The 24,785-nt window shown below is 74.8% G+C and carries 22 protein-coding genes and 2 pseudogenes; 12 read left to right on the forward strand and 12 right to left on the reverse strand.

The window, feature by feature from the left end; translation table 11 throughout:
* The first annotated feature begins 25 nt into the window (after window positions 1-25).
* Window positions 26-319, forward strand: a complete 294-nt coding sequence (locus tag IH00_RS0130950) for a hypothetical protein (protein WP_031079365.1) — start codon at window positions 26-28, stop codon at window positions 317-319.
* Between the two features lie 177 nt (window positions 320-496).
* Complete coding sequence (locus IH00_RS0130955; protein ID WP_031079367.1) at window positions 497-883, forward strand: VOC family protein; 387 nt, start codon at window positions 497-499, stop codon at window positions 881-883.
* 48 nt (window positions 884-931) lie between these two features.
* Here the strand turns inward: IH00_RS0130955 and IH00_RS0130960 are convergent, their stop codons facing one another.
* The 3 genes from IH00_RS0130960 to nsrR form a co-directional block, all read right to left on the reverse strand.
* A complete protein-coding gene (locus IH00_RS0130960; RefSeq protein WP_052411762.1) occupies window positions 932-4,165 on the reverse strand; it encodes an amidohydrolase family protein in 3,234 nt (1,077 codons plus the stop codon).
* A gap of 661 nt (window positions 4,166-4,826) precedes the next feature.
* Entirely contained in the window at window positions 4,827-6,041 is a 1,215-nt protein-coding gene (locus IH00_RS0130965) for a globin domain-containing protein (protein ID WP_031079370.1), read from the reverse strand.
* A 135-nt stretch (window positions 6,042-6,176) separates the two neighbouring features.
* Window positions 6,177-6,620: a nitric oxide-sensing transcriptional repressor NsrR gene (gene nsrR, locus IH00_RS0130970; RefSeq protein WP_031079372.1), complete on the reverse strand. Its 444-nt coding sequence runs from the start codon at window positions 6,618-6,620 to the stop codon at window positions 6,177-6,179.
* A 160-nt stretch (window positions 6,621-6,780) separates the two neighbouring features.
* Between nsrR and IH00_RS0130975 the strand changes: the two genes are divergently transcribed.
* Complete coding sequence (locus IH00_RS0130975; RefSeq protein ID WP_031079373.1) at window positions 6,781-7,203, forward strand: cupin domain-containing protein; 423 nt, start codon at window positions 6,781-6,783, stop codon at window positions 7,201-7,203.
* A gap of 145 nt (window positions 7,204-7,348) precedes the next feature.
* On the opposite strand, the gene IH00_RS0130980 is transcribed toward IH00_RS0130975, so the two are convergent.
* Entirely contained in the window at window positions 7,349-7,969 is a 621-nt protein-coding gene (locus tag IH00_RS0130980) for a maleylpyruvate isomerase family mycothiol-dependent enzyme (RefSeq protein WP_031079374.1), read from the reverse strand.
* A 174-nt stretch (window positions 7,970-8,143) separates the two neighbouring features.
* Here IH00_RS0130980 and IH00_RS45310 point away from each other — a divergent pair, with 174 nt between their 5' ends.
* Together IH00_RS45310 and IH00_RS45315 are read left to right on the forward strand one after the other, a co-directional pair.
* Window positions 8,144-8,530, forward strand: coding sequence for a LysR family transcriptional regulator (locus IH00_RS45310; protein ID WP_324615809.1), 387 nt, complete (start codon window positions 8,144-8,146; stop codon window positions 8,528-8,530).
* Window positions 8,531-8,535: 5 nt separating this feature from the next.
* Window positions 8,536-8,727 (forward strand): annotated as a pseudogene (locus IH00_RS45315) (LysR substrate-binding domain-containing protein); the annotation flags it as partial.
* 371 nt (window positions 8,728-9,098) lie between these two features.
* On the opposite strand, the gene IH00_RS37920 reads toward IH00_RS45315, so the two are convergent.
* Entirely contained in the window at window positions 9,099-9,446 is a 348-nt protein-coding gene (locus IH00_RS37920; RefSeq protein WP_052411763.1) for an STAS domain-containing protein, read from the reverse strand.
* A gap of 143 nt (window positions 9,447-9,589) precedes the next feature.
* Between IH00_RS37920 and IH00_RS40810 the strand changes: the two are divergent.
* The 7 genes and pseudogenes from IH00_RS40810 to IH00_RS0131025 all read left to right on the forward strand — a co-directional run.
* A pseudogene (locus IH00_RS40810) lies at window positions 9,590-9,908 on the forward strand (response regulator transcription factor); the annotation flags it as partial.
* A 212-nt stretch (window positions 9,909-10,120) separates the two neighbouring features.
* Window positions 10,121-10,558, forward strand: a complete 438-nt coding sequence (locus IH00_RS0131000; RefSeq protein ID WP_031079377.1) for a DUF7144 family membrane protein — start codon at window positions 10,121-10,123, stop codon at window positions 10,556-10,558.
* A 139-nt stretch (window positions 10,559-10,697) separates the two neighbouring features.
* Window positions 10,698-11,576 (forward strand): hypothetical protein, encoded by an 879-nt coding sequence (locus IH00_RS0131005; RefSeq protein ID WP_031079378.1) that lies wholly within the window; start codon window positions 10,698-10,700, stop codon window positions 11,574-11,576.
* Window positions 11,577-11,690: 114 nt separating this feature from the next.
* The gene (locus IH00_RS0131010) at window positions 11,691-13,484 is read left to right on the forward strand and encodes a hypothetical protein (RefSeq protein ID WP_078888054.1); all 1,794 of its coding nucleotides are present in this window, start codon (window positions 11,691-11,693) and stop codon (window positions 13,482-13,484) included.
* The gene (locus IH00_RS0131015; RefSeq protein ID WP_031079380.1) at window positions 13,471-13,884 is read left to right on the forward strand and encodes a hypothetical protein; all 414 of its coding nucleotides are present in this window, start codon (window positions 13,471-13,473) and stop codon (window positions 13,882-13,884) included. The genes IH00_RS0131010 and IH00_RS0131015 overlap by 14 nt, the downstream gene beginning before the upstream one ends.
* A gap of 2 nt (window positions 13,885-13,886) precedes the next feature.
* Window positions 13,887-14,843, forward strand: coding sequence for a hypothetical protein (locus IH00_RS0131020; RefSeq protein ID WP_031079381.1), 957 nt, complete (start codon window positions 13,887-13,889; stop codon window positions 14,841-14,843).
* A gap of 461 nt (window positions 14,844-15,304) precedes the next feature.
* A complete protein-coding gene (locus tag IH00_RS0131025; protein WP_031079383.1) occupies window positions 15,305-16,726 on the forward strand; it encodes an MFS transporter in 1,422 nt (473 codons plus the stop codon).
* 62 nt (window positions 16,727-16,788) lie between these two features.
* Here the strand turns inward: IH00_RS0131025 and IH00_RS0131030 are convergent, their stop codons facing one another.
* The 7 genes from IH00_RS0131030 to IH00_RS0131060 form a co-directional block, all read right to left on the reverse strand.
* On the reverse strand, window positions 16,789-18,153 hold the full coding sequence (locus IH00_RS0131030) for an aldehyde dehydrogenase family protein (protein WP_031079384.1): 1,365 nt from the start codon (window positions 18,151-18,153) through the stop codon (window positions 16,789-16,791).
* A gap of 114 nt (window positions 18,154-18,267) precedes the next feature.
* Window positions 18,268-20,046 (reverse strand): asparagine synthetase B family protein, encoded by a 1,779-nt coding sequence (locus IH00_RS0131035; protein WP_031079385.1) that lies wholly within the window; start codon window positions 20,044-20,046, stop codon window positions 18,268-18,270.
* Between the two features lie 62 nt (window positions 20,047-20,108).
* Window positions 20,109-20,669, reverse strand: coding sequence for a hypothetical protein (locus tag IH00_RS0131040; protein WP_031079387.1), 561 nt, complete (start codon window positions 20,667-20,669; stop codon window positions 20,109-20,111).
* A 67-nt stretch (window positions 20,670-20,736) separates the two neighbouring features.
* Window positions 20,737-21,684, reverse strand: coding sequence for a hypothetical protein (locus IH00_RS0131045; RefSeq protein ID WP_078888056.1), 948 nt, complete (start codon window positions 21,682-21,684; stop codon window positions 20,737-20,739).
* Entirely contained in the window at window positions 21,681-22,895 is a 1,215-nt protein-coding gene (locus IH00_RS0131050; protein WP_031079389.1) for a hypothetical protein, read from the reverse strand. The genes IH00_RS0131045 and IH00_RS0131050 overlap by 4 nt, the downstream gene beginning before the upstream one ends.
* Window positions 22,892-23,950: a hypothetical protein gene (locus tag IH00_RS0131055; protein WP_158828026.1), complete on the reverse strand. Its 1,059-nt coding sequence runs from the start codon at window positions 23,948-23,950 to the stop codon at window positions 22,892-22,894. Before IH00_RS0131055 ends, IH00_RS0131050 begins: the two co-directional genes overlap by 4 nt.
* Window positions 23,947-24,732: a cupin domain-containing protein gene (locus IH00_RS0131060; RefSeq protein WP_031079393.1), complete on the reverse strand. Its 786-nt coding sequence runs from the start codon at window positions 24,730-24,732 to the stop codon at window positions 23,947-23,949. Before IH00_RS0131060 ends, IH00_RS0131055 begins: the two co-directional genes overlap by 4 nt.
* Window positions 24,733-24,785 lie beyond the last annotated feature (53 nt).

Below are 24,785 nucleotides of genomic sequence, written 5' to 3' on the forward strand. Positions count from 1 at the left end.
GCCGAGTCGCGGCGTTGGTCCGGTTATGACCAAGACACAGCGCGTTCTCACCGCCCTCGCTCTCGCGGCCGGGTCCTCGGCACTGACCGCCCCGGCGGCCGATGCCGCCATCGTGCCCGTCGGACCGCAGGGACCGTCCCTCATCAGTCAGGTCGAAGACCTGTCGGTGAGCCATGTGACCCCGGAGCGCCGCGCCGAGGTGCCGAGGATCACCCAGCAGCTGGGAGGCCTCGGAGGGGTGCAGCGCCTCGGCGAACTCGGGCAGCTCGTCGCGCCGGTGGCGCCCGCGCTCGGCCTGGTGCCAGGCGTCCGCTGGTAAGGCCGTCCCCGCCCGCGCCCACCCGTCCGGGCCGCCGGTACTGTGGCTGGCCGGCGTCCCGGCTTCCCGCCACGCCGTCGCAGCGTCCTGCCGCTGCGACGTGACGGGGCCGGGTGACCGACCTGAGGTGTACGAGCGGTCCGGCCGGTGGGCCGGACCACGGGAGGGGGTGGCCCTGTGCGGGTCAAGGATTTCGACCACGTGGTGCTCAATGTGGAGGACGTCGAGCGGTCCCTGGAGTTCTACTGCGGACCGCTCGGCCTGGAGCCGGTACGGGTCGAGGAGTGGCGGGCCGGCAAGGTGCCGTTCCCGTCCGTGCGGATCAGCCCGACGGCGATCATCGACCTGTTCGCGCGCCCCCGCGGCGAATCCAACGTCGATCACATCTGCCTGGTGGTGGACCCCCTGGACTGGCAGGAGGTCATCGACTCCGGCACGTTCGACGTTCTGGAAGGCCCGGTCAGCCGTTTCGGCGCGCGTGGCAGTGCCCAGTCGGTCTACGTGAAGGACCCGGACGGCAACACGGTCGAGCTGCGGTGGTACCCGCAGGACGCCCAGGACTGAGCGCGCCCGCCGGCGCAACCTGCCCCCGAGTACCGCGCGCGGACGCGGTCACCCGGGGGCGAATACGGCCGGATCGGGGGAGCAGCAGCCGTCCCGCCGCATGGCACGGCCGACGTCCAGCCAGTTCTCCCGGTCCGCCCGGTGCCCGTGGCCGGGCCGCTCACGCGGCGCCCCGTCCCCGGCCCGTTCGCCGGCCGGCGGGTGGAACGCCCCGACGAGGGCGCTCGTCTCGTGGTGCACCCCGCCCTTGAGCACGGCGCTCGTGCGGACCAGCGAGTCGAAGTCGCTGAACGGATCGCCGTCCACCACCGTGAGGTCCGCCACCTTGCCCACCTCCAGACTGCCCAGGTCCCGGTCCAGGGCGAAGGCCCGCGCCGGAAGCAGGGTCGCCGTGGACAGGACCTGTGCCGGTGACAACCCTCCGCGGTGCAGGGCCCGCAGGTTCAGGTGCAGGGACAGCCCCACCGGGACGATCGGCGCGTCCGTCCCCAGCGCCACCGTCCCGCCGGCCGCGAGGACGTGCCGGTACACCGCGATCTCCGTCCGCAGCGTCTCGAGTTGCGCGGCGCTCGGCGGCCGGCCCGACATGTCGCGCACGAGGGCGGAGTCCCACGGCGGCATGATCCTCGTGACCCGCTCGTCCCGTGCCAGGGCCGGGTCGGCGCCCACCAGCCACATCGCGGTGAACGGAGTGGCGATCAACGTGAAACCGGTACCGCGCCGGTACAGCTCCCGCACGTCCTGGTAGGCCAGCCCGGCGGCGGTGACCGCGTGACCGGCTTCGGCGCGCTGCGTCGCCTGCAGATGGGTGGTCATGTCCTGCCCGGTCTGCAGCCCGGGCGAGCAGAAGTGACTGCCGACCCGCACCCCGAGCCGTTCGTGGGCGAAGCGCGCCGCCTCCTCCATCACCCAGCCCGGAGCCCTGACGTACGTCTTGACCACGTCCCAGTCCAGGGCCGCGCCCCGCTCCAGCGACCGGCGCAGTCCCTCGCGTGTGCGGTGGGCCCTGCCCATGCTGTAGGCGACCCGGGAGCCGTCCAGCAGCTCACCGCAGCTGAGCAGCCGGGGACCCGCCAGCTCGCCGGAGTCGGCCGCCTCACGGATCCGCGCCTGTTCGTGGGCGAAGCCACCGAGCGACACCGCTGTCGTGATGCCGTACGCCAACTGGCACGCCGTCTGCCGCCCGCCGTACGTGCTCTGCCAGGGGTGGGCGTGGGCGTCCCACAGCCCCGGGAGCACCGTCCGGTCCGAGGCGTCGACGCGTCGCACCGCCGGCCTGGTGCGGCCCGGCCGGTGCGGTTCCACCGCCGCGACGCGTCCGTCGCGCACCACGACGTCGACGTCCTCCCGGACCGACGCGTCACCGCCCGTGCCGTCCCAGAACCGGCCGGCGTGCACGACGGTGTCGGCGGGGGCGGGCCGCCGGTGGTCCAGCGGTACGTGCACGGTGCGCGCGCCTCGTCCGTCGACGTCCGCCAACCGCAGGCGGTGGCCGGACAGATAGAGGAGCTGCCCCGAGTCGCCGGACCAGGAGGGGTGGTCGGCGGGTTCGGTGGTGAGCGGTCGCAGGGGGCCCGCCGGCTCGCCGTCCGCCGTGACCGGCAGCAGGCACAGGGCGGATTCGACGACCAGCGCCATCCAGCGGCCGTCGGGCGACCACACGGGTCCGGAGGCGTAGCGGTCGGAGATCGAGGCGTGCGGCGCGACGGCGCGCAGCCGGGTGGCGCCGGTCGCGGCGTCCACGATCCGGATGAGGTTGTAGCCCTCCCGGAACCGCTGGTTGAGCCGGTTGCGGTCGCACAGGGCGAGGAATCGGCCGTCCGGGGACCAACTGGGCCGGCCGGGCAGGCCGCCGCCGCCCAGAGGGGTCGCGAGGACGCGCTCGGCGCCCGATGCCAGGTCCTTGACGAGGAGACGGCCCGTCAGGTCGAGGCACGCGAGCCGGCTGCCGTCCGGTGAGAGGGCCGGAAGGACCCGTCCGCCGGTCGCCAGGGCCGTGCGCGCACCCGTGGCGAGGTCATGGCGGTACACCCCGAGCAGTCCGTCGCTGTCGTCGGCGTACAGCAGGGACCGTCCGTCGGACGTCCACACCGGGCCGAGGAGGTACCGCGTCGCGCCGGCCCGTGTCAGCCGGCGCGGGCGCCGACCGCCCGTCGTGTCGGCCACCCAGAGGGAGTTGAGCGCGGCGAAGGCGAGCCGGCGCCCGTCGGGTGCCAGCGCCGGGAGGTGGATCCCGCGGACGGGACGCGCGCGGCTGCCGTCGGCGTCGTACGCCTTGGGCCGGTAGCGCGGGCGGCGGACGGGCACGGTCGCGTCGAAGGGGATCCGTTCCAGCGCGTGGGGCGCCTCGGGGCGCACGAGGGTGAACCGGCCGTCGACGGTGAGCAGGAGCTCCCCTCGGGCGGTCCAGCGCGGTGGTACGGAGGCGATGTCCCCGGCGACACTCACCGGCTCACCGTCCACCACGAGGGTGCACCCTCCGTTCGGGGACGCGGTGACCCGCAGGTACGCGAGCCGCTGCCCGTCCGGTGACAGGGCGGGTGCCATCACCTGACCGGCGCCCGCCTCGGTGTGCACGACCGTCACCGGGCCGCTGCCGTCCGCCGGTACGGAGACCACGGTCCGGGCATCGAGAGCCGTCCCCGAGGCGGTGGCGGTCACGGCCGCCCGTACGAACAGGATCCTCGTACCGTCCGGCGACCATGCGGGGTCGAAGTCCTCCCAACGACCATCCTGAAAAGGCCCGTTCTGGCCCGGCAGCCCGGTGACGGCGACCGGTTCACCGGTGCGCGCGTCGAGGACCCGGATGCGGTACGGGGCGCCGCTGACGGGGTCCCCGCCGCGCTCGGAGGCGAAGGCGAGCCGGGTTCCGTCGGGCGACCACGCGGGGCCCCGGTCGTCCCACGGGCCGTCGGTGAGCCGCCGGACGTCCGAGCCGTCGGGCCGCATGGTCCACACGTGGAACCCGCCGTCCTGGTACGCGCAGAACGCGACCAGCGAGCCGTCGGGGGAGTGCACGGGCCGGTTGGGCTCCAGCGCGGCCGGTGTGAGGGCGACGGCGGGGCCGCCCGTGCGGGGGAACGACCAGAGGACGCCCTGCACTTCGGCGATCAGCCGCTCGCCGGAGGGTGCGAGGTCGGCGGCCCCGTTCGTGGCGGCGGTGTAGTGCAGGCGGATGAACCGGTCCCGCGCCGCCGCCGCGGCGGCCGGGGCCGGCACCGACGCTCCCGCCGCGGCCCCCGCGGCGGCACCGGAGGCCGCGAGGAACCGGCGGCGGGTCATCGCCGGGGTGAAAAACGGCGGCCCGGCCGGCGCCGACGGCCGTCGCTCCTCGGGAACCCCGGCTGTTGCGGGTGCGTCGGCACCCCCCGCCGTTGCGGGTGCGTCGGGTGCGCCCGTGTTCCGAGGGCCGAGGCCCGGTGCGCCTGCCTCCAGGGGGCCGGGGGCCGCAGTGTGCGCGGCCGGCGCGTCGGCGTCCGGAAGGGGCGTGGTGTCGGCGGCCGTTGCCGCCGGGACGCCGGCAGGTACGGGCGTGCTCGGAGCGTCCCCGTCGGGTACGCCCCCGCACGGCCCCCTAGCCGCACCCCCGGCCGTCGTCCTCCCGGCGTCCGTCGCGGCATCCGCCCGGGGCACCCCCGTGGCCGTCCCGGTCTGCGCGGCGTGCGTCCCTCTGGAGTGCAACAGGTCCTCCCGCTCAAGGAAGCCGGCCCCGGCCCGGTCGTGGCCGCCGGGGCGACGGGAACCGACGGGAAGCCATGATTCCGCACGCGGTGCGCCGGAGAGGCCCGGACACCGCGGGGGCCGCGTCATCGTCGGGGCACCGATTACGAGCGGTGTGCGCCCCCGGCGCACGGCAGTCCCCACTGCGCGCCGGTGTGCGCCCGGGCTCCTCCGGCCGGAGGAGCCCGGGCATGCCGGGCCTGTCCCGCCCGGCGGCGTGCCGCTACTGCTGGCCCAGCCAGAGGTCCGGGCCGAAGACCTCGTAGCGGATGTGCTCCGCCGGCACCCCGTGGCGCAGCAGGTCGCCGCGGACCGTACGCATGAAGGGCAGCGGCCCGCACAGGTAGGCGGTCAGCCCCGCGGGGAGGTCCAGGGTGCCGATGTCGGCCCGGCCGGCCGACACCTCCGAGCCGCCGGGCTCCGCACCCGGGTGCGCGCCGGGCTCCTCGTACCAGAGGTGGAGGCGGGCTCCGGGCAGCGCCCGTACCAGGGCGTGCAGCTCCTCGCGGTGCGCGTGGTCGGCGGGGGAGCGGTCGGCGTGGACCACGGTGACCGGGCGCGTCGAACCGGTGGAGGCGAGGTGGTCGAGCATGGCCAGCATGGGCGTGCTGCCGATACCGGCGGATGCCAGGAGCAGCGGGCCGTCGCCCTGGGGCAGCACCAGGTCGCCGAACGGCTCGGACACGGTGAGCACATCCCCCGGCCGGGCATGGTCGTGGAGCCACGACGACACTTCGCCGTCGGGCCCCGCCGCGCCCCGGACCCGCTTGACCGTGATCCTCCAGTGCGGCCGGCCGGGTGCGGCGGAGAGGCTGTACTGGCGGATCTGCCGCGCACCGTCGGGCAGTTCGACCTGGACGCTGACGTACTGACCGGGGCGGAACGTTCCGGCCGGGCGGCCGTCGGCCCGCCGCAGGGTGAACGAGACGGTCTCGGGGGTCTCCTGCCGCCGCTCGACGATCTCCATGGGGTGCCGGGCACCGCCCTCCGCGGCGCCGGCCTGCTGGTAGAGGCTCGCCTCCGCCGCGATCAGCGCGTTCGCCATCAGCCAGTAGACCTCGTCCCAGGCAGTGGCGACCTCGGGCGTCACGGCGTCGCCGAGCACCTCGGCGATGGCCCCGAAGAGGTGGTGGTGGACGATCTTGTACTGATCGGACGTGATCCCGAGGGAGGCGTGCTTGTGGGCGATCCTGGAGAGCATCGCGTCCGGGCGGGCGTCCGGCTCGTCCAGCAGCATGCCGGCGAACGCCGCGATGGATCCCGCGAGCGCCCGCTGCTGCTCCCCGTTCGCCTGGTTGCCCCGGTTGAACAGGTCGCGCCGCAACGCGGGGTGGGCGTCGAACAGCCGGCGGTAGAAGAGCTCGGTGATGGCCCCGAGGGAGGCGCCGACCACGGGGAGGGTGGCGCGGATGACCGGGGTCGACTCGTCGGACAGCACAGCGACTCCTCACTTAATCAGTAGATGATCTTCGTATTTTGATGTGCGGGTGAACGCCCCGTGTCCGGGGACGGTGGTTCGCGTGGTTCCGCTGGCGCGGGGTCCGGCTCCGGGTGTTCCGGGGTCGTGCGGGGGTCAGTCCGCGGGCCGCCCCACCAGGCCGACCAGGACCGGCCCGGTGGGTGAGGCCACCAGGTCGCCGACGGTCAGCGGGTCCAGCGCGGCGTAGAACGCCTCCTGTGCGTCGCGCAGCGCCCGCCGCAGGCGGCAGGCCCCTCGGAGGGGGCAGGGGGGATCGTCGTCGCACGCGACGACCTCGCCGTCGCCCTCCAGCTCCCGTACGAGCCAGCCGACCGAAGCCCGCCGGCCGAGCTCCGTCAGGGCCAGGCCGCCGCCGCGGCCCCGTCTCGCCTCCAGTACGCCGAGGTGCTGAAGGCGCGTGATGGCCTTCGCCACGTGCGTGTACGGCACGTCCATGGCCTCCGCCACCTCGCGCGTGGTGAGGGCCTCGCCGTCGGCGGCAACGGCCAGGCGCATGACGGAACGGAGTGCCAGGTCCGTGAACTTGGTCAATCGCACGGTCCGAACGCTAGCAAATACGCATGCTAGATTCCTATTCAAAAGCGCTCGTGCTCATGTGGGCTGCGTCACCGGGGCCGTGGACGGCTCGCTCGCGACGCGGCCCCGGACCGGAACCGGTCGCGCCGGCGCGGACCAGCACATCGAACGGTGGCACGTGATGACTGTGGAAGACAGCGCCTCCCCGGGGCCGGCCGATGACGCCCCCGTCCCGCGGGTCCTGTGTGACACCGGGGCCCTGCAGACACTCGCCCCGGCGGCGACCGGCGCTCTCTGGCGGCTCGCCGAACCCGGTCGGCAGCTCGACGCCAATGTCGTCCGCATCCCGCCCGAGCGGCGCGTCGACCCCCACACCGAACCGGATCTCGACGTCCTGCTGCTGGTCATCGCCGGGGAGGGCGACCTCGTCACCACGGAGGGATCGCGCCTCCTGCACGCCGGCAGCCTCACCTGGCTTCCGCACGGATGCGCCCGCGGCCTCGTGGCGGGCTCCCGCGGCCTGACGTATCTGACCGTCCACCGGCGCCGTCCGGGCATGACCATCCGGCCGGCCGCCGGGCCGTCGTCCCGCAACGCCGACTGACTCCGGCCGGCGGCCGGTCGTCCGAGGCCGCTGCGCCGGGGAGGCGGACCCGTGCGAGAGCCCGGTGCTCCCCGACGCGCTGCGCAAGGACGAGAAGGCGACGGCATCGCCGCGCCGCGGGGCAGCGAGATCGTCCTGCCGGGTGTCATCCCGCCATGGTGTGGCGTGCCGTCGCCGCACCCCGTAGCCGGCCGGCCGGCAGCTTCCGTCCGAAAGCGACCAGAAGCAGGTCCTGCGCGCTGCCGGCCAGCGGTGTGCCGGTGCCGAAGACCCAGTCGGCGTCATCCGCCCGGAGCTGCACGCCGGTCAGGTCGGCGCCGAAGAACTTCGCGCTCCGGTACGTCACATGGTCGAGGAGGACCCGCACCCGGTCCGCCGGCACCCGGCGGTCCAGTCCGAGCGCCACGGTGATGTCCAGGCCGTGCACCACGTCGTGCCCCAGAGCCGAGGCGAGCCCGCCCACGGGAGGCGTCCAGGGATGCAGGGCGTTGTCCCGCAGCCAGGCGGCGAGTTGCTCCGTGCTCGCCGTCGCCGCGTCCTCACGGGCCAGCCGGTCGGTCATCCGGTGCAGATTGCCGCGCGCCCGGACCAGCCGCGCCGCCACCTGCGGGAACGAGTAGCGGAACCCCATCGACATGTGGGCCGCGACCTCCCGTACCCGCCAGCCCGCGCACAGGCTCGGCGCGTCCCACTGCGGTGCCGTCAGACCGTCCAACAGGTCGGCGATGTCCCGGCGTTCGGCGGCGATGAGGCTCGTGAGGTCCATGTCTCCACCTTCGCCACAAGGCCCGCATAAGTCCAAGACATAGGTGTTCTCGCACCTAGAATCGGTGGTTATGGAGTTGAGGCAGCTGCGGTACTGCCTCGTAGTCGTCGATAGGCCGGATTCACCCGCGCCGCAGCGAGGCTGCACCTGGCGCAGCCGGGACTGAGCGCGCAGATCCGCCAGTTGGAGAAGGAGCTGGGGCAGCCGCTGCTCGACCGGTCCGGCAGGACGGTGACACCGACGGAGGTCGGCGAGGCGGTCCTGCCGTACGCACGCGCCGCGCTCGCGGCGGCGGAGGGCGTACGGCGCACGGTGGAGGAGTACACCGGGCTCCTGCGCGGCCGCGTCACGATCGGCCTCGTCTCCGGTGCCGCCGACGAGGAACTGGACATGGCCGGGCTGCTGGCCGACTTCCACGACGCGCATCCGGGGGTGGACATCGCACTCACCGAGGACACCTCGGAACGGATGCCGGCGGCACTCGCCCGGGGCGAGCTCGACATCGCCGTGATCGGACTGACCGGCGGTCCCCGGGGCCCGGCATCGCTCACGACGTGGTGATCGACGTGCCGCTGGTCGCCGCCGTCGCCCCCGGCGACCCGCTCCTGGCCTCCCGCGGCCGGGACGGCGTCCCGCTGACGGCACTTCGCGACCGCGCCCTGATCAGCCTGCCGCGCGGCACGGGCCTGCGGGGCGTGCTCGACGACGCCTGCGCGGCGGCAGGCTTCCGCCCCCGTATCGCGTTCGAAGCGGCGGCCCCCGCCCTGCTCGCCCGGCTCGCCGCCCGCAGGCTGGGCCTGGCGGTGCTGCCGGAGCTCCCCCCCCGCGCACGGCCGCCGGACTCGGGCTGCACACCCTGCCGTTCACCGACCCCGCGCTGCGCGGCCGGGTCGCTCTCGCCTGGCGCACCGACGGCCCGGCGAGCCCCGCGGCCCGTGCCCTCCTGGCACGCCTGCGTCGCGTACGTGCCGGGGCGGCATGACGTGCCCGGCCATGGCTCGTGTGGATCACCCGGCCAGGATCGCGCCGGGTGGCGTCGCGGGGGGCCGGTGATCGCACCGTGCCGGGTGGCGCCGCACCGCTCCTCACGTGGTGTCCCGGTCCCGCTGCCCGGGAACGCCGCCGCAGGTCACAGGTGCCGCGACCGGTCGGTCGCGAAGGAGCAGGGCACCGTACGGTCCACTCCCAGCGTGCGGATCACCAGCGCGGTGAGCCGGGGGATGCGGCACAGGCACAGCCGTATTCCCGCCTCCGCGCAACGCCTGTGCAGACGCTCGAAGAGGGCGGCGCCCGAGCTGTCGCAGAAGCTGACGCCCGCCAGGTCGAGCACCAGTGCCTGCGGGGCCGTGCCGGTCAGGCCGCTCAGTGCCGGCTCGATGAGATCCGCCGTGTCGATGTCGAGCTCCCCGGCCAGGGCGATGGCCAGCGTCCTCTCGTCGAGCGGTGTGGTGGTGATGCTGATGTGCGCCGTGCTCATGGCGACAGCCCTCTCCGTACGGGGCCGGCCCGGGGCCGGCCGCCCCGCCGGATGCCGATGACCGCAGTCCATCAGGGACGCGGCCGCGAGCAGCAGGCCCCTTGGACCCTGCCGGCGGTGCCGAAGGTCCCTCGGATCACAGGATCGGGGCCGTCCGGCCCTGCCCGAGGTCCCCACCCGACCTGACCGTCGTCGGTGAAGCGGGTACGGCCCGGCGGGCACTGGTTCGGGTGCCGGCGCTGCGCCCGCAGGTCGCCGTCCTGGACATGCGGCTGCCGGTCGGCGACGGCGTGAGCGTCCGCCGGGAGTCGCGGTCCCGCATGCCGGGCGACATCCTCGCCCTGGTCGGCGGAGGGGCTGACGAACCGGCAGGTCGGCAAGCGGATCCACCTGGCGGAGAAGACCGTCAAGAACGACATCTCCCGCCTGCCGGCCAAGCCGGGTGTGGAGCGCCGGGTGCGGCCGCGGTCGGCGCGACCCGGGCCCTGTCCGGCCCCGCGGCGGGGCACGACGGCCGCCCGAGGTACCGAGGGCGCCCCGCACGGACACGGTCGCGCGGCCCGTGGGGTGGCGTCCAGCGCCCGTGTCACTCCCGTGGCCCACTCCCTGTGGGCCGTGCGGCCCTGGCTGCACCAGAGTGAGGACCCTCGGGCCCATCGATGGTGGAGGCAGTCATGAGCAGCTCCGCGCACCAGCCCCCGACCCGCTCGGCTTCCGACGACGGTACCCGTAACGGCTGGGCCGCCGGAGGACTGGCGTTCGGCGGGGCACTGATGATCGTCTACGGCGTCCTCGCCGTGCTCCAGGGCATCACCGCCGTCGCGAAGGACGACGTGTACGCCCGCCTGGGCGACTACACCTTCGGGTTCGACCTCACGTCCTGGGGCTGGATCCACTTGATCGTCGGCATCATCGTCGTCGTCACCGGGGCGGGGCTGCTCAGCGGTGCGACGTGGGCGCGGGCGGTGGGCGCGGTCGTCGTCGGGCTGAGCATCATCGCCAACTTCATGTGGCTGCCGTACCAGCCCTTCTGGTCGATCGTCATGATCCTGACCGGCTTCTTCGTGATGTGGGCGGTGCTGGCCTACCGCCCCGGACGCGACCGCTGGTAGCGCGTCACGGCCCGTCACCGCGGCCCGCCGGGTGCCGACGTGGGCGCGTACGCGGCAGCTCGGCGCGGTGGCGGCCGCGGTCAGGAACACGAAGCTGTGGCCCCCCTCCCCTCCTCCTCCCAACGCACCGGAGACGACCATGAACATGCTGCCCATCAGAGGGACCTTCCGGATCATCGACACCCGGCCCGACGGCGACACCCTCTCCTTCCTGCCCCAGGACCCCGGCTTCTGGTGCGACGTGCCCGGGAAGCGGATCAAGCGCAACGTCCGCGGAGCCGGCAAGATCCGGATGGACGCCATCGACGCGCTGGAGACCCACTACGAGGGCGTCGGCCCCGGGGAGGTGCACCAGCCACTGAAACTGGGTGCCCACGCCGCACGCGACGAGCTGCTGCGCTGGCTGGGCTTCACCGACATCACCTGGAACGAGAAGGGGAAGGTCACCGCCTCGACCCCGGAGGCCGTGCCCGGCTACATCCTGGCCGGCGGCGCCGACACGTTCCAGCGCTGCGTCGCCCTCGTCGGCCGGGGTGAACTGCCGCCGGATCTCGAGAACGGCAAGCGGGCGGTGGTGACCACCGACCACCTGCACCAGACCGCCAACCACCACCTGCTCGCACGCGGTCTGGTCTATCCGACCTTCTACAGCAGGTTCCCCGGGGATCTGCGCGAGGACATGGCCGAGACGACCCGCCGGGCGCGCGCGGCCAAAGACCCTGACGGCGTGTGGGCCCACGACGTCACCTTCGAGCAGGGCGCCACGATCGAGTACCTGGAATCGATCACCGAGCGCCAGGTGATCCTGCCGAAGCTGTTCCGCCGCCTCGCGGACCACATCCGCCTCTTCGGCCCGTCCCTGACCTGCTTCCCCGCCTATCTGGCCGGTGAGTACGAGGAGTTCTTCATCGTCGGGCAACCAGGCACCCTCAAAGGTCTGCAGCACATCGTCGAGATCACCGGCAACACCATCAGGATGACCCGCCTCATCGAGGACGTCGTCATCGTCGAGAAGTGACGGGCGGGGCCGCGTGCGCGGGCCACCCGGAGGGGGCTCCCGCCGGCGTCGCCCGCTCGCGCATGGCTCGATTCCGCCTGTCGGAGCACCCCGCGTACCTCTATCCTCACCCGGATGAGCCAGACGGCGCTTCCCTCCCCGTCGACGGGTGCCCGCGGTCCCCTCCCGTCCCGGCAGACGCCCGTCGACCCGGCCGCCAGCGAGGCGGGCCGACTGCTCTGCGCCGGCACGTACCTCGACCCGCGCTTCCGGGACCGCGTCATCGACGAGCTGTACGTCCACGACGAACGCGTCGCGGCACCCAGCTACGGCATCGACGCGGCCCGCGTCCTGGCGCACGCGCTGCACGCCCGGCGCGAGGAAGTGGGCTGGTCGGCCGCGATCGTGGCGGTGTGGGTGGTCGCCTCGCTCGTCACCGACGGCTGGTTCGCCGTCCTGCTGTTGCTGCCCTGCCTCCTGCTGAGCGTGGCCGGCCACGCCGTCGAGGTCACCCGGACAGCCCCGGCACCGCGTCTGCTGAGCCGCGGCCTCCAGCTGTACGCGCGGGTGCTGCTCGGACTGCTGCTGCTGACCACCGCGGTGGCCCCGCTGATCCGCGCGGACCGCGACCTCCTCGACAACCGGCTCATCGAGCTGATCCACGCCACCACGTCCGTCATCGACCTCCAGTACCGGATCCTGCCGGAGGAGTGGCGTTTCACCCTGTACCACCGTCCGGACGAGGGCCTGGTGCCGTCCCCGTACCTCGTCCTCGGCTTCCTGCTGCTGCTCGCGGCGCTCGTGGCCCTGCGGCGCGAGCGGACGGCCCGCACCATGGCCGGGCCGTTGTCCCCGGAGAAATACCCGGACCTCGCGCACGATCCGGCCGAACGGTCCCGCAACGCCCGCCTCCGCCTCGTGCAGGAGCTGATCCGCGGAGAGCAGCACTGGCCCCTGGTGATGTACGCGACGGAGAACCCGTTCTGCGGCGCGGGAATGCCCTTCAAGCCCTGGCACCTGTCGGTCGAGCTGCGACCCCGCACCGACCCCGGCGCCCCCCGGCCCCAGGCCGTGGACAACGAGGAGATCCTCCGCCGGGTCGTCCCGCTGGTCGAGGCGCTGCGCGTGCCGTCCCCGCACGGCTCCCCGCAGGCCGCGGCCGCCGTACTGGACCGGCTGCGCGAACTCGTCGTGGACGAGTGCGTCTTCCTTCCGGCGGCCGGGCTGCGCTGGCGGGAGGAAGTGCCACTGACCCAGGAGGACTTCGAGGAGCACCGGGCGTGCGCCATCGAGGAGGGCGGCGAGAAGCGCCGGCACTTTCTGCGCATCCGGGTGGGCGGCTGGGACGAGGACATCGTCGTCACCGTCTTCGTCCGGGTGCACACGCAGGGCGGGATGCTGATGCTGGAGGTCGCTCCGCACGTGCTGCGGCCCGTACGGCGCCGGTTCCGGGACGCGGACGCCCGTGCCGCCGAGCGGTTGACCGGGGACAACGCCGCCGCCCTCGCGCTGCGGGCCCTCGTCGAGGCACCCCGGGCCCTCGGGGCGGCGCTGGCCGCCCTCGTCCGCGCGCTGCGGAACCTCTGGCTCGTGCTGACCGCCGCGGACTCCGGCGCGCCGGCGGCCGGTCCGCGCGCCGCGGTCCGCGAACTGGGCGCCGATCCGGACGCCTCGCTCTTCCAGGCGATGGACGTCGACCGCTACCTGAAGACCATCCAGGACCGGGTGGCGCGCGGGGTGCAGCTCGCGCTGTACGAGGCGGGGTGGCAGACGGCCGAGTTCGAACGGAAGGCCGTGCACCTCGGCGAGGGTGCGGTGTGGATCCAGTCGGTGCAGAACAGTGCCGTCGGGATCGGCGACGGCAACACCGTCAGCGCGTCGACCGGCGCGGCCGGGGGAGAGAGGAGAGCCAAGCGTGACAAGACCTGAGCCGGGACCGGAGACGGAACGCCCCGGGAGGGCCGTGCACATCGGCTCCGTCACCGGCAGCGCCTTCGCCGTGGGCGACCACAACGAGGTCAGTACGGTCAACGGCCTCGCGGCCGGACCGCCGGCGGCCGAGGAGCAGACGGCCGCGCTGCTGACGGCCGTACGGGAGCTGCGGGCCGACCTGGCGCGGCTGACGTCGGCCGTGACGCAGCGGACGGAAGTGGCGGTGCTCGACGCCGAACTGGTCGCGGTGGAGGAGGAGATCGAGGCCGGCGACGCGGTCGCCACCGGCCGGCTGGCCCGGCTGCGCGCCGCACTGGTCTCGGCCGCTCCCGTGGTCGAGCTCCTCGCCTCCGGCGGCGCGGTCGCCACCGCCGTCGCGGCCCTGCTGGGCGGCTGAGGGTGTACCCGGGTCCGCCGCGGCCCCGCTGGAACGCCCGCGCGCAGAGCTGGGAGTACGACGCCGGTGACGAGAGCGCCATGGTGCCCGACGGGGGAACCGGGACCGGCACGTCCGTACGGGCGGAGCCCGGGGAGGCCGCCCACCTGCCTGACGGGCCTGCCCTCGACCACCGCCTCACGGCACCGCCGGACACGCCTCGCCCCGGCCCCGGCCGCCACCCGCTGACACGGCCGCCGGTCCCCTGGCAGCCGCCCGACGAGGACGCCCCGGCCGGCGGACGATCCGGTGCCCAGGGCCGCGGCGCGGGTGAGGCGGGCCCCGGTGTCTCCGGACCGCGCCCCCGCCCCATGCCCGGTGCCCGCCGGCCGCGACGGCTGGTCGCGGGACTCGCCGCGGTGGCGCTCGTGGCGGCGGCCGCGTGGTGGCTGGCCGGCACCGGGGACGGCGGAGGACCGGGGGAGGCGGGCCGGCCCGCCTCGACGGCCTTCCCCACCGCCTCCCCGACCGCCCCCGGCAGCGACTACCGCATCGCCGCCGGCCCCGGCGGCGCCAGCCTCGCCGTCCCGAGGGACTGGTCGTACCAGGTCAGCGGGACCACCCACGGCTACGTGGCCCCCGACCACGCCTCGTTCCTGGAGGTGAGCCCCGCACCGGCGGACCTCCATCCGCTGGAGGCGGGACGCGCCTTCTCCAGTTCCGTGAGGTCGGTCTGGCCCGGCTACGAGGAGATGTCGCTCGGCCCGGTCGGCGACGGACCGCGCGCGGCGGTCGAGGTGGACTTCGCGTACGACGCCACGGACGGCACCCGGCGGCGCGGCCTCTACCGCGTGTTCACCGCGCCCGACAGCACCGTCTACGGCGTCCAGGTCGCCGGGCCGAGTACGGACTGGCCCCGGCAGCGCCAGATCATGGACACGATGCTGTCCACCTTCTACGTGCCGGGAGCGTCCTTCTAGGCGGCGTACCGACCGGCGACCCGCCGGGCGTCATGCCTCCGGCGGGGAAGCGGACCCGCGCGGACGGCCGCCTGGTCGCCCCGCGGCCTGAACAGCGCGGATCTCCACGGGGTTCGAGCCCGCCGGGCGGGACCAGTGTGGTTCTCCGGCGCCGGACGCGGCCCCTTCACCCCGCCCGGATACCGCGCCAGCGGTGCGAGGACATCCAGGGGCCGGGCGGCGCTTGCCCGACTCCGGACGGGACAGCGCGCTCACCGGGATGCCCGTCGCCGCCGCGAGGGACTGCGGCGTGGGTCCGCGCTCCGGCGCACCCCGCGCAGCCGTGGCCCGATGCCGTCGGGCATCCGCTCCGGTTCCGCGTCCACGGAGCTCGTGTTGCCGTCCCGGCAAGAATTCTGGGTGACGGGCGGTGGCCGGCCGCAGCCTTGCCGGGCAGACGCACCCGACGCGAGAGGCAGCCCGTGACCACGACGACCCAACCCGTTCAGCCCCTTCCGAGCGCGCGCCGGCGCTGGACGGTGCTGGCCGTCTGCTGCCTGAGCATGTTCCTCGTCGGCCTGGACACCACCATCGTCAACGTGGGCCTGCCCGCCATCGGGCACGGCCTCGGCATCGATACGCGCGGTCTCGAATGGACCGTGGACGCGTACACCCTCGTCCTGGCCGGTCTGCTGATCTCCTCCGGTGCGCTGGCCGACCGGTTCGGACGCCGGCGGGTGTTCCGGACGGGACTGGTGGTCTTCGGCGCGGCCTCGCTGGTCTGCGCGCTCGCCCTTTCCCCGGGCGTGCTCGTCGCGGCCCGTGCCGTGCAGGGGATCGGCGCTTCGATGCTCAGTCCGGTGGCCCTCGCGATCGTGGTGAACGCGATGCCCGACCCGAAGGAACGGGCGCAGGCGATCGGCGTGTGGGCATCGGTCTTCGGGCTCAGCATGGCCGCCGGGCCCGTCACGGGCGGGGCCCTCATCGAGGCCTTCGGCTGGCGGTCCGTCTTCTGGGTCAACGTGCCGGTCATCGCGGCCGCCCTGGTGCTCACGGCGCTGTTCGTGCCCGAATCCCGGGCACCGCGGGCCCGGCGGCTCGACCTGCCCGGTCAGGCCCTGCTGACCCTGGTCATCGGGGTCTCGATCGGCGTCCTCATCGAAGGGCCCCGTATCGGCTGGACCTCGCCCGCGGCGCTGACCCTGTACGCGGTCGCCGTCGTGGCGGCGGTCGCCTTCGTGCGTGTCGAGTCCCGCCGGCCCGAGCCGCTGATGGACGTGCGGCTCTTCCGGCGACCGGTCTTCAGCGGGGCGGTCCTCGGCGCGGTGGCGGTCTTCGTCGCGCTCAACGTGACGCTGCTGCTCACCACCCTCCACCTGCAGCACGCCCGGGGCTGGACGCCGCTGGAGGCGGGAGCGGCGACCCTGCCCATGGCCGCCGGAGCGACCTTCTGCGCACCGTGGTCCGGCCGCATGGTCGGCCGGCTCGGCCCCCGCCCGCCGCTCGCCCTGGCCGGAGGATTCATCACGGCCGGCGGACTCTGCCTCGTGGGACTCGACCGGCACACGAGCGTGTGGCTGCTCCTGTCGGCCTACCTGCTCATCGGCACCGGGTTCGGCTTCGCCAACGCCCCGATCACCAACACCGCGGTGAGCGGACTGCCCCCGGCCCGCGCGGGCGTCGCCGGAGCGATCACGTCCACGGCGCGCCAGTTCGGCTCCGCGCTCGGCATCGCCGTCGCCGGCGGTCTGGTCGCGGCCGCCGGACCGGCGGAACTGGCCCGGGCGTCCCGTCCCGGCTGGATCCTGGTCGCCGCCTGCGGAGTGCTCCTCCTCCTGGTGGCGCACGTGTCACGCACGGCCACGAAGGACACCGCCCGCCCCGCGGCCCCGCGGGCGCGCTGAGCCCCCGCCGAGGCGCCGTAGAACCCTGGTCGGCAGCCGGATCGTGACCGGGGGGACACTCCTCAAGGCCGGGCGCCGGTGAGCCGTACCGTCACCGTCCTGGGCCGCTGGTACTCGTGCAGCGCCAGCGTGCTGAGGTCCGTGCCGTGGCCCGAGGAGCCGCGCCCCCCGTGCGGGAGTTCCGCCGTCTGCACCAGGTGGCAGTTCACCCACGTCTCGCCCGCGTCGAGACGGGAGACCAGGTCGAGGCCGGTGCCGAGGCCGGTGGTCCAGACGCTGGCCGCCAGAGCCTGCGGGACGCTGTTCGCCAACGCCACGGCGGCGTCCACCGTGTCCGCGTGCTGGACGGTCAGAAGGGGACCGAACACCTCCTCCGTGATCGTCGGGTCGTCGTGCGGCAGGTCCGCCAGGAGACGGGCCGGCCGCCAGTGGCCCGCCTCCTCGCCGGGTGCGAGGTCCAGCGGGCCCGCCGCGTCCAGCCGGGCGCCCGACGAGGCGACGAGACGGTCGTAACGGGCCGCCTGGTCCGCGTTGTTCAGCGGGCCGAAGTCCCGCCCCGCGGTCCGGGCGGCCATCGCGGCCGTCAGCCGGCGGATCGTCTCCGCGTAGTTGCCGGTGAGCGTGATGACCCTGGCGGGAGCCGCGCAGCTCTGCCCGGCGTTGTACGTCGCCGCCTCCGCCAGCGCCGCGTACGTGTCCTCCGGCGCGTCCGGCAGGACCAGCGCCGGGGCGTTCCCGCCCAGTTCCAGGCTGGTGCGCCGCGTCCCCGCCCGTGCCACCACGTCCCGGCCCGCCGCGCCGCTGCCCGTGAAGGCGATCATGTCCACGGGGGACTCGACCAGCAGCCGCCCGGTGGTCCGGTCTCCCGGCAGCGACTGGAGGACTCCCTCGCCCAGCGCCCGGGCCGCGTGCTCCGCGAGGAGTTCCAGGGTGTCGGGGGTCGTCTCCGCGGGCTTCGCCACCACCGTGTTGCCGGCCGCCAGCGCCGGGGCGCAGCGCCACGCGGCCATCAGCAGCGGGTAGTTCCACGGCACGATCACCCCGACCACGCCGACCGGTTCCCAGCGCACCCAGCTCTCGTGCCCCTCCACCAGGCGCCCCGCCGCCGGAGCCGTCCGGGTCCGTGCCGCCGTCGCGTAGAACCGGAACAGGTCGGCGACCTGCTCGATCTCGCCCGCCGTCTCCGCCTCCGGCTTGCCGGTCCCGGCCCGCTCGCGGGCCGCGTACCGGGCCGCGTTCTCCTCGATCAGCGCCGCCAGCCGGTCCAGCCGCCGCGCGCGGTCCTTGGGGGTCGCGGCACTCCAGGCGGGCAGGGCGGCCCGGGCCGCCGCCACGGCGGCCGCCACTTCCGGCTCACGGGAGAGCGGAGCGGTGCCGCGGGCGCGGCCCGTGCGGGGGTCGGTGAGTTCGGTGCGTCGGGTGTCCATGGTCGTTCCTCGCCGTTGCTTCCTGCTCGCTCGTCGTGCTCGTCGTGCTCGTCGTGCTCGTCGTGCATCGCCGTGCTCGTCCTGTGCGTCGTGCTCCGTGCGCGTGCGCGTGCCTCACACGTCGTACGACCTCAGCCACAGCTCCAGCGTCAGCACCAGCCAGAGCTTGCCCCCCTGGCGGGGCAGCAGCGTGCCCTCGCCCTTCATCCAGGTGCGGATGGTGTCCGGGCGGAACAGGCCCCGCTGCCGCGACCGCCGGCCCAGCAGCAGGTCCCCCGCGAGGTCGCGCAGCGGACCCGTCAGCCACTGCTGCACCGGCACCCGCATACCGCTCTTCGGGCGGTCGACGACCGTGTCCGGCAGGAGGTCGCGCACCGCCTCCTTGAGGACCCACTTCTCCGCCGTGCCGCGGAGCTTGTACGCGGGCGGGGTCGCGAAGGCGTGGTCGACCACCCTGCGGTCGAAGAGCGGGGCGCGGCCCTCGATGCCCTGGGAGGACGTCAGGCGCTCCACCTTGTTGAGGATGTGGTGGGCGCCCTTGGTGCGCAGGTTGCAGTGGAGGAGCTGGTTGAGGAGGTGTCCCATGCGGTGCGGGCTGCCGGCGCCGGCCGTCAGGTACGGCTCCACGAAGCGCTGCGGACGCGGGGCGTCGCGCAGGGCTTCCAGGGTGTCCTGCGTCAACAGGACCGGAAGGTCCGTCCAGCACTTGCGGTACGAGCGCAGATACGCCGTCGCCCGGTCCTCGTCCCAGGGTGCGCCCGGCTCCCGGTGCATCTCCTGCACCAGCATGGGGAGGTTCTTCGGACCGCCGAACACGGGGTCGCCGCCCTCGCCGTTGAGGACCACCGAGGCGCCGTCCGCGGCCACGGTCTCCGCCAGGATCAGGTTCGGCACCGTCAGCGGATCGCCCACGGGGCTGTCCAGCAGCGCCGCCGCCTCGGCGAGCCGCGAGGCCACCGTCCGGCCGGAGACGTCGAGGACCCGGTGGCGGGTGTGGCAGTGGGACGCCACGAGGCCCGAGTAGCCCAGCTCGTTGGGGAGGTCGTCGCCGAAGCTGATCGAGTAGGTGTGCACGGGGTGCGAGTGCAGCTTCGCCGCCAGGGCGGTGACGAGGGAGCTGTCGATGCCCCCGGAGAGCAGCACCGCCGCGGGTTCCCCCTCCGGGAGCCTGCTTGCCGTCGCGTCCTCCAACAGCGCCCGCATCGCCAGGACATGGCCCCGCGGGTCCTCGGGTGCCGGTCCGTCGAGGCGCTCCCGGGGCTCCCAGTGCACCGACTCGGTGACCGTGCCGTCGCCCGACAGCCGCAGCACGCGGCCGGGCAGGACCTCCCGTACGCCGGTGAGCAGCGTCTCCTCACCGGGGAGGTACGCGAACGTGAGGAAGGACCGCACCGCCGCGAGGTTCATGGACGTGCCCAGGGCCGGCCAGCGGCGCAGCGCCCGCAACGAGGTGGAAGCGGCCCACGCGTCCTGCGCGCGCGCGTAGAACAGGGTGCGGGCGCCGACGTGGTCGCGGATCAGGACCAGGTCCCGGCCGTCGGCGACCGCCAGGACGAACATGCCCTCGGCGAGCGCCACTCCCTCCTCGCCGAGCCGCGCCCAGCAGCGCAGCAGCAGCTCGCCGTCGGGGCAGCCGGGCGGCGCCGGCGCGGCGTGGGCCGTGAGCGCGGCGAGGAGCTCCGCCCGGTTGTGGAGCGTGACCTCGCCGACCGCGGCCAGGCCGTCCGCCGTGAACGGGCCCTCGGCGCGGCCCGGTTCGCCGCCGATCAGCCCCAGGGCCGTCCCCGGAATCCCGTCCCCGGGCGCCCGGCCCGTCGCAGCGGCGCCCATCGCCGTGACGTGGGCGCGGGCCTGCCCGGTGGCCGGGGCGAGGCAAGCGCAGAAGCGTGCCACGGACGGCTCCTTTCCTCGGTGTTTCTCCGTGCTCGTGCCGGTGGTGCGTGGGGCGGGTCGCCTCAGCCGAAGTCGTCGTCGTTCCAGGCGCCGTCCTGGTCGTCCCAGCCCGCGTCCCATTCGTCGCCGGATCCGCCTTCGCCGCCGGAGTCGGTCCCGTCCGCGCTGCCGCCCCCGCCACCGTCGCCCCCCGAGGAGGACGACGCCTGGCTCCGGGCCTGCTGGCGCAGCTCCTCTTCCTCCTCCGGGCTCATGCTCGACGGCGGCAACTGTGCCGCCGTGATGGCCAGGCCGGCCACGCCCAGGCCCGCCAGCATCGCGCCCATCCGGCCGCCGAACGACGTGCGGTTGACCATGACCCGCTCGCCGCCGGCCCACAGTGTGCGGCCGTAGCCGATGTCCCGGGCGTACGTGACCGTGCCGTCGGCGAGGGTGCGCTTGATGATGCGCTCGCCGAGGAGCTCGTCGGTGCCGGAGCCGTCCCGGTTGTCGTGCCACTGCACCACGCGGGGTCGCGACGGATCGCGGCGGCGCCACTCCTGGCGGCCGTCCTCGTACCGCCGGTGGACGCTGCCGTCGGCGAGCAGTTCGTCTCTGTAGCCGATCTCCTGGGGCCGGATCATCGTCGGGGTTCCTCGGGTCGGTGGGGCGGTCGCGGCTGCGGGGGAGCGGAGGGCGGTCGGGTGCGGGTCATGCGGAGGGCCACGTCATGAAGCCCGTGGCGCGCAACCCCCGCAGATCGCTCCGGAGGGAGCTGCGGGGCGGCCGCGTCCCGCGCGTCAGGCGCAGCACCGTACGCACCAGGCGGGCCGGCGGCACGGCCGCGACCTCGGCGAACCGGCCCCGCGCCAGCCAGTCCGCCTCCGCGGGCCGCAGCGCGGGCGGCAGGGCGCCGGGGGCCGGGCCGGGCGCCGGGCCGCGTCCGGACGGCAGACGCAGGGCGGCGGCATGACGCGGTACGAGCCCCATCGACGTGACCCGCACACCGGCGAGGGGCCCGAGCGCGGAGCGGATCCGTGCCGGGAGCGCGATGCCCGCGGGGCCGGCGTCGTGCAGGACGTGCACCGTCGCGCCGCCGGCCCGCTCCAGGGCAGCGGCGAGCCGGGGGTCGAGCGGCAGCGCGTCCGCCGCGGCGATGACCGGGCAGGCCGCCTCCAGATGGACGTGGTTGGCGAGCAGCATGCGGGCGATCGCAGGGTCCTGGCAGACCAGCAGGCGGGGGAGGCCGTAGTCGTACAGGTCCGGTTCGCCCGTGCCGCCCTCGCCCGTAACGTTCCGTACGGCGGGCACGCCACCGGTGCGGGGCGGCACCGGCGGCAGCAGGCCCTCGACGCTCTGCCGGCCGCGGGCGTCCAGCGCACGGGTGAAGACGGGCAGGCGCAGGGGCGGTGCCGGGGTGTGCGGGATGCGGACCGGCAGGGCCGCTCCCGGGCTGAGGACGCGACAGGTCGCGTAGTACAGCTGCCGTTCCGTGAAGAGCAGACCGCCGGGAGCCGCGGCGCGTGCGGCGGCCCGGCCGATCGCCAGGTCGAGCAACCGGGCGCCCGGGCCGCGGCGGCGGCCGCCGGAGCTCGCGCCGCCGCCAGGGGGCGGGGCCTCGGCGGCCGGGATGCCGGGGGTGCGGTGGTGCGGCGTCATGCGGTGCTCGTGCCTTCCGTACGGGAGGTGCCGGTGCCTGGTGCGTGTGCGTCCGCCGGCCAGGTGAGGAATCCGTGGTTGCGGGCGTCGCCGGTGCCGGGGACGGGCGCCGGAGCCGTCAGGGCGTGCTCCACCGCCCGTACGGTCACCGACTCCAGAAGGGGCGGTGGCACGGCCGCGAGCGGGCTCCAGAAGCCCTCGGCGAGCCAGGCGGCGTCCGCCTCGGACAGCCCCGCCACCGTACGGAGCTCCTCGGCGCCGACGGGCGGTGCGGACATGAGCAGGCGGACGGCACGACGGCTGCGCCTGACCGCGGACGCCGGGAGACCGGCGTCCACCACGACCCGGTCCGGCCGGGCGGCGCGGAGGAGCGGGGCCAGCAGGGCGCCCTGGACGCCGGCGTCGTGCAGGACGACCACCGGCAGTCCGGCGCGGAACCGGTCGAGTCCGCGCAGGGCCTCCCTGGTGACCTGGGCGGGCGACAGGGCGGCCGCGTACCTGGCCGGCCCGGTCCTTCCCGGCACATCGACGAGGACCGCCCGCAAGCGAGCCGGGATGCCGTTGGTCTCCAGGAAGACCGATACCGCGGGATCGGTGCAGAGGATCACGGCCCTCGGGCCGGACACCCGCGCGGCGGCGCCTCGCGAGGTGGTGCCCGGTGATGTCGTGGCCCCTGGCGAGGAGCCCGGCGAGGGCGTTTCCCGCCGGTCGTCCACCACCCCCTCCGGCAGACTCCCGTACGCGCGCGTCCAGTGGCCGGTCATCAGGCGCCGGAAGGTCTCCTCGAACGGTTCGATCCCGGAATCGGCGGCCCGGGCCGGCCGGTGCCGCATGACCGCCGCCGCCACGAGGGCGGCGACGGCGGCCGCCAGGGGGACGTACGCCGGTACGGCCTCGACGACGATCGCGCAGACGACGAGCGCGGCGGCGGCCGGCAGGGCGGCCAGCCACCGGAGCCCGGGCGGTACCCCGCGTCGTGCGACCGCGGGCCGGGCGAAGTCGTGGGTGCGCGAGAGGTACCACAACTGGGTGAGGGTGACCGTCAGACGCCCCGCGTCGGTGGCGCGCTCCGCGCATCGCCGGATGCGCAGGTCGTGCATGCCCTTGCCGTCCTCACGCGGATCGAGCGCGAAGCGCCGCTCGCAGTGGGCGCACACGCGGCCCGTGCGCTCCGCGCGCTTGAGGTCGGTGGCGCAGTGCGGGCACTTCATCGCTCACCCGCCGGGGCCGGGCCCTGGGCGGGCGCCTGCGGCCAGGTCAGGAAGCCCACGGACGCGGCGCGGCGCCGGTCCGGGTCGACGGCCCGGATGGTCCGCTCGACGACCCGGGTGACCACGGCGAGCAGCCGGGCCGGCGGCACGCCGACGAGCGGGAAGCGCCAGCCGCGCGCCAGCCGCCGCAGTTCCTTGGGCGTCAGCCCCACCCCGGAGGCGAGCCGGTCCATGGTGGCGCTGTCGGGCTTGTCCTGCTCGTCGCGGTACGGCACCGCCCAGGGCATGCCGTCGACCGACCGCAGGGACAACCCGGCGTCGATCACCCGCCGTCCGGGCAGGGCCTCACGCGCCTCGCGCACCAGGAGGTGGCCTCGCGCGTCGGCGTCGTGCAGCACGATGACGGGCCCGTCGGGGCAGTGTGCGGAGACCTCGTGCATGTCCTCGGCCAGCACGACGCCGTAGCGGCCGGGCAGGCCGTCGGCGGCGAGGAAGGCGGCCACGGACGGGTCGGGGCACAGGAGGACGGCCCTGCGTTCCGCCGCGGCCGGCCGGCTGTCCCGCGGGAACCGGCCGTCGTCGACCAGCCCCGGCGGAAGCTCCCCGTACAGCTTCTTCCACTCCACGAGCGGGCCGGAGCGGAACGCCTCCCGGCTCTGAGGTGGTATGCCCTTGCCCACGCCCGCCACGCGCATCAGGACGAGGCCGGCGGTCAGGAGCAGCAGGGCGACGGAGGCGATGTGCAGGAGGACGAGGTCCTCATCGAGACCGATCACACCGGTGATCCCGCCCGCGAACAGCGCCGCCGCGATGCACCCCGACGTGGCTTCGCTCTTCACCAGTCGCCTGCGTGACAGCGCGTACCACAACTGCCCGGGAGTGACCCGGATCTCCCCGGCCCTCGTGAGCCGGGCGACGACCCGGCGTACCCGAAGGTCGTGCAGGCCCAGCGGGTTGGTCTTCGGGTCGAGCGCGTACGAACGGCGGCAGTGCCCGCAGACGTTGCCCGTGCGCTCCGTGCGGCGCAGATCGCGTGCGCAGTGCGGGCAGATCACCGGCCGGCCTCCCATGAGGCGGCCAGCCGGCGCATCCGCGCGGCCAGGCGCTCGCGCACGGTGGTGGCGGTGATGCCCCGCGTCCGCTGGAGGTGCTCGATGTCGCGCAGGGCGGCGGCGAGGGCCCGGAAGTCGGTGGCGGCCGCGGTGGTCGTCATGGTGGGGGCGGAGGCGGAAGGGGAGATGGAGGCCGGGGCGGAGGTGGAGTCGGTGAAGTGGCCGGCTTGCGCGGGGCCGTCGGGGGACCCGGCCCGCCGTTCCGCCTCCGCCGCCGTGATCGCGTAGTCCTCGTGGTCGATCCCGTACCCGGTGTTGGCCGCGAGGATGGTCAGGGGATCGGTGCCCCGGTTGGCGAAGGAGTGGGGCATCATCTCCGGAATCCGTATCAGCATCCCCGGTGTGAGCGGCACTTCGGTGACCCGGTCGCGGTCCGCGTCGTACAGCCCGCAGGCCGCGTGGCCGAGGCTGAGCACGAAGTGCTCCCCGCCGTGCGCGTGCGGGGTGAAGGCGCTGCGCGGGGCCACCACCCCGAGTTTCACGGTGGCGTTGGAGGGGCGTTCGGGCGAGGTGGCGGCGTCGCCCACCAGGTAGTGGGCGAACTGGCCGTCGTCGATGAAGCGGAGGAACTCGCGGTCGGGGCCCAGTTCGCGGGCGCCGTCCCGGTCGGCCAGGACGATTCCGCCGTCCGGACCGAGGTGGTACACCTCCACCCCGCCCGGGAGCGCTGTCCGCACACCGTCCGGTATGCCTCCGGGCATGCCGCGGCGCTGCTTCCTGGACATCGGGCCTCCCCCTGTGCCGTCGCGCGCGGCACACGCCTCGCCTGCGCATGGTA

Source organism: Streptomyces sp. NRRL S-118, assembly GCF_000716335.1.
Lineage (GTDB): Bacteria > Actinomycetota > Actinomycetes > Streptomycetales > Streptomycetaceae > Streptomyces.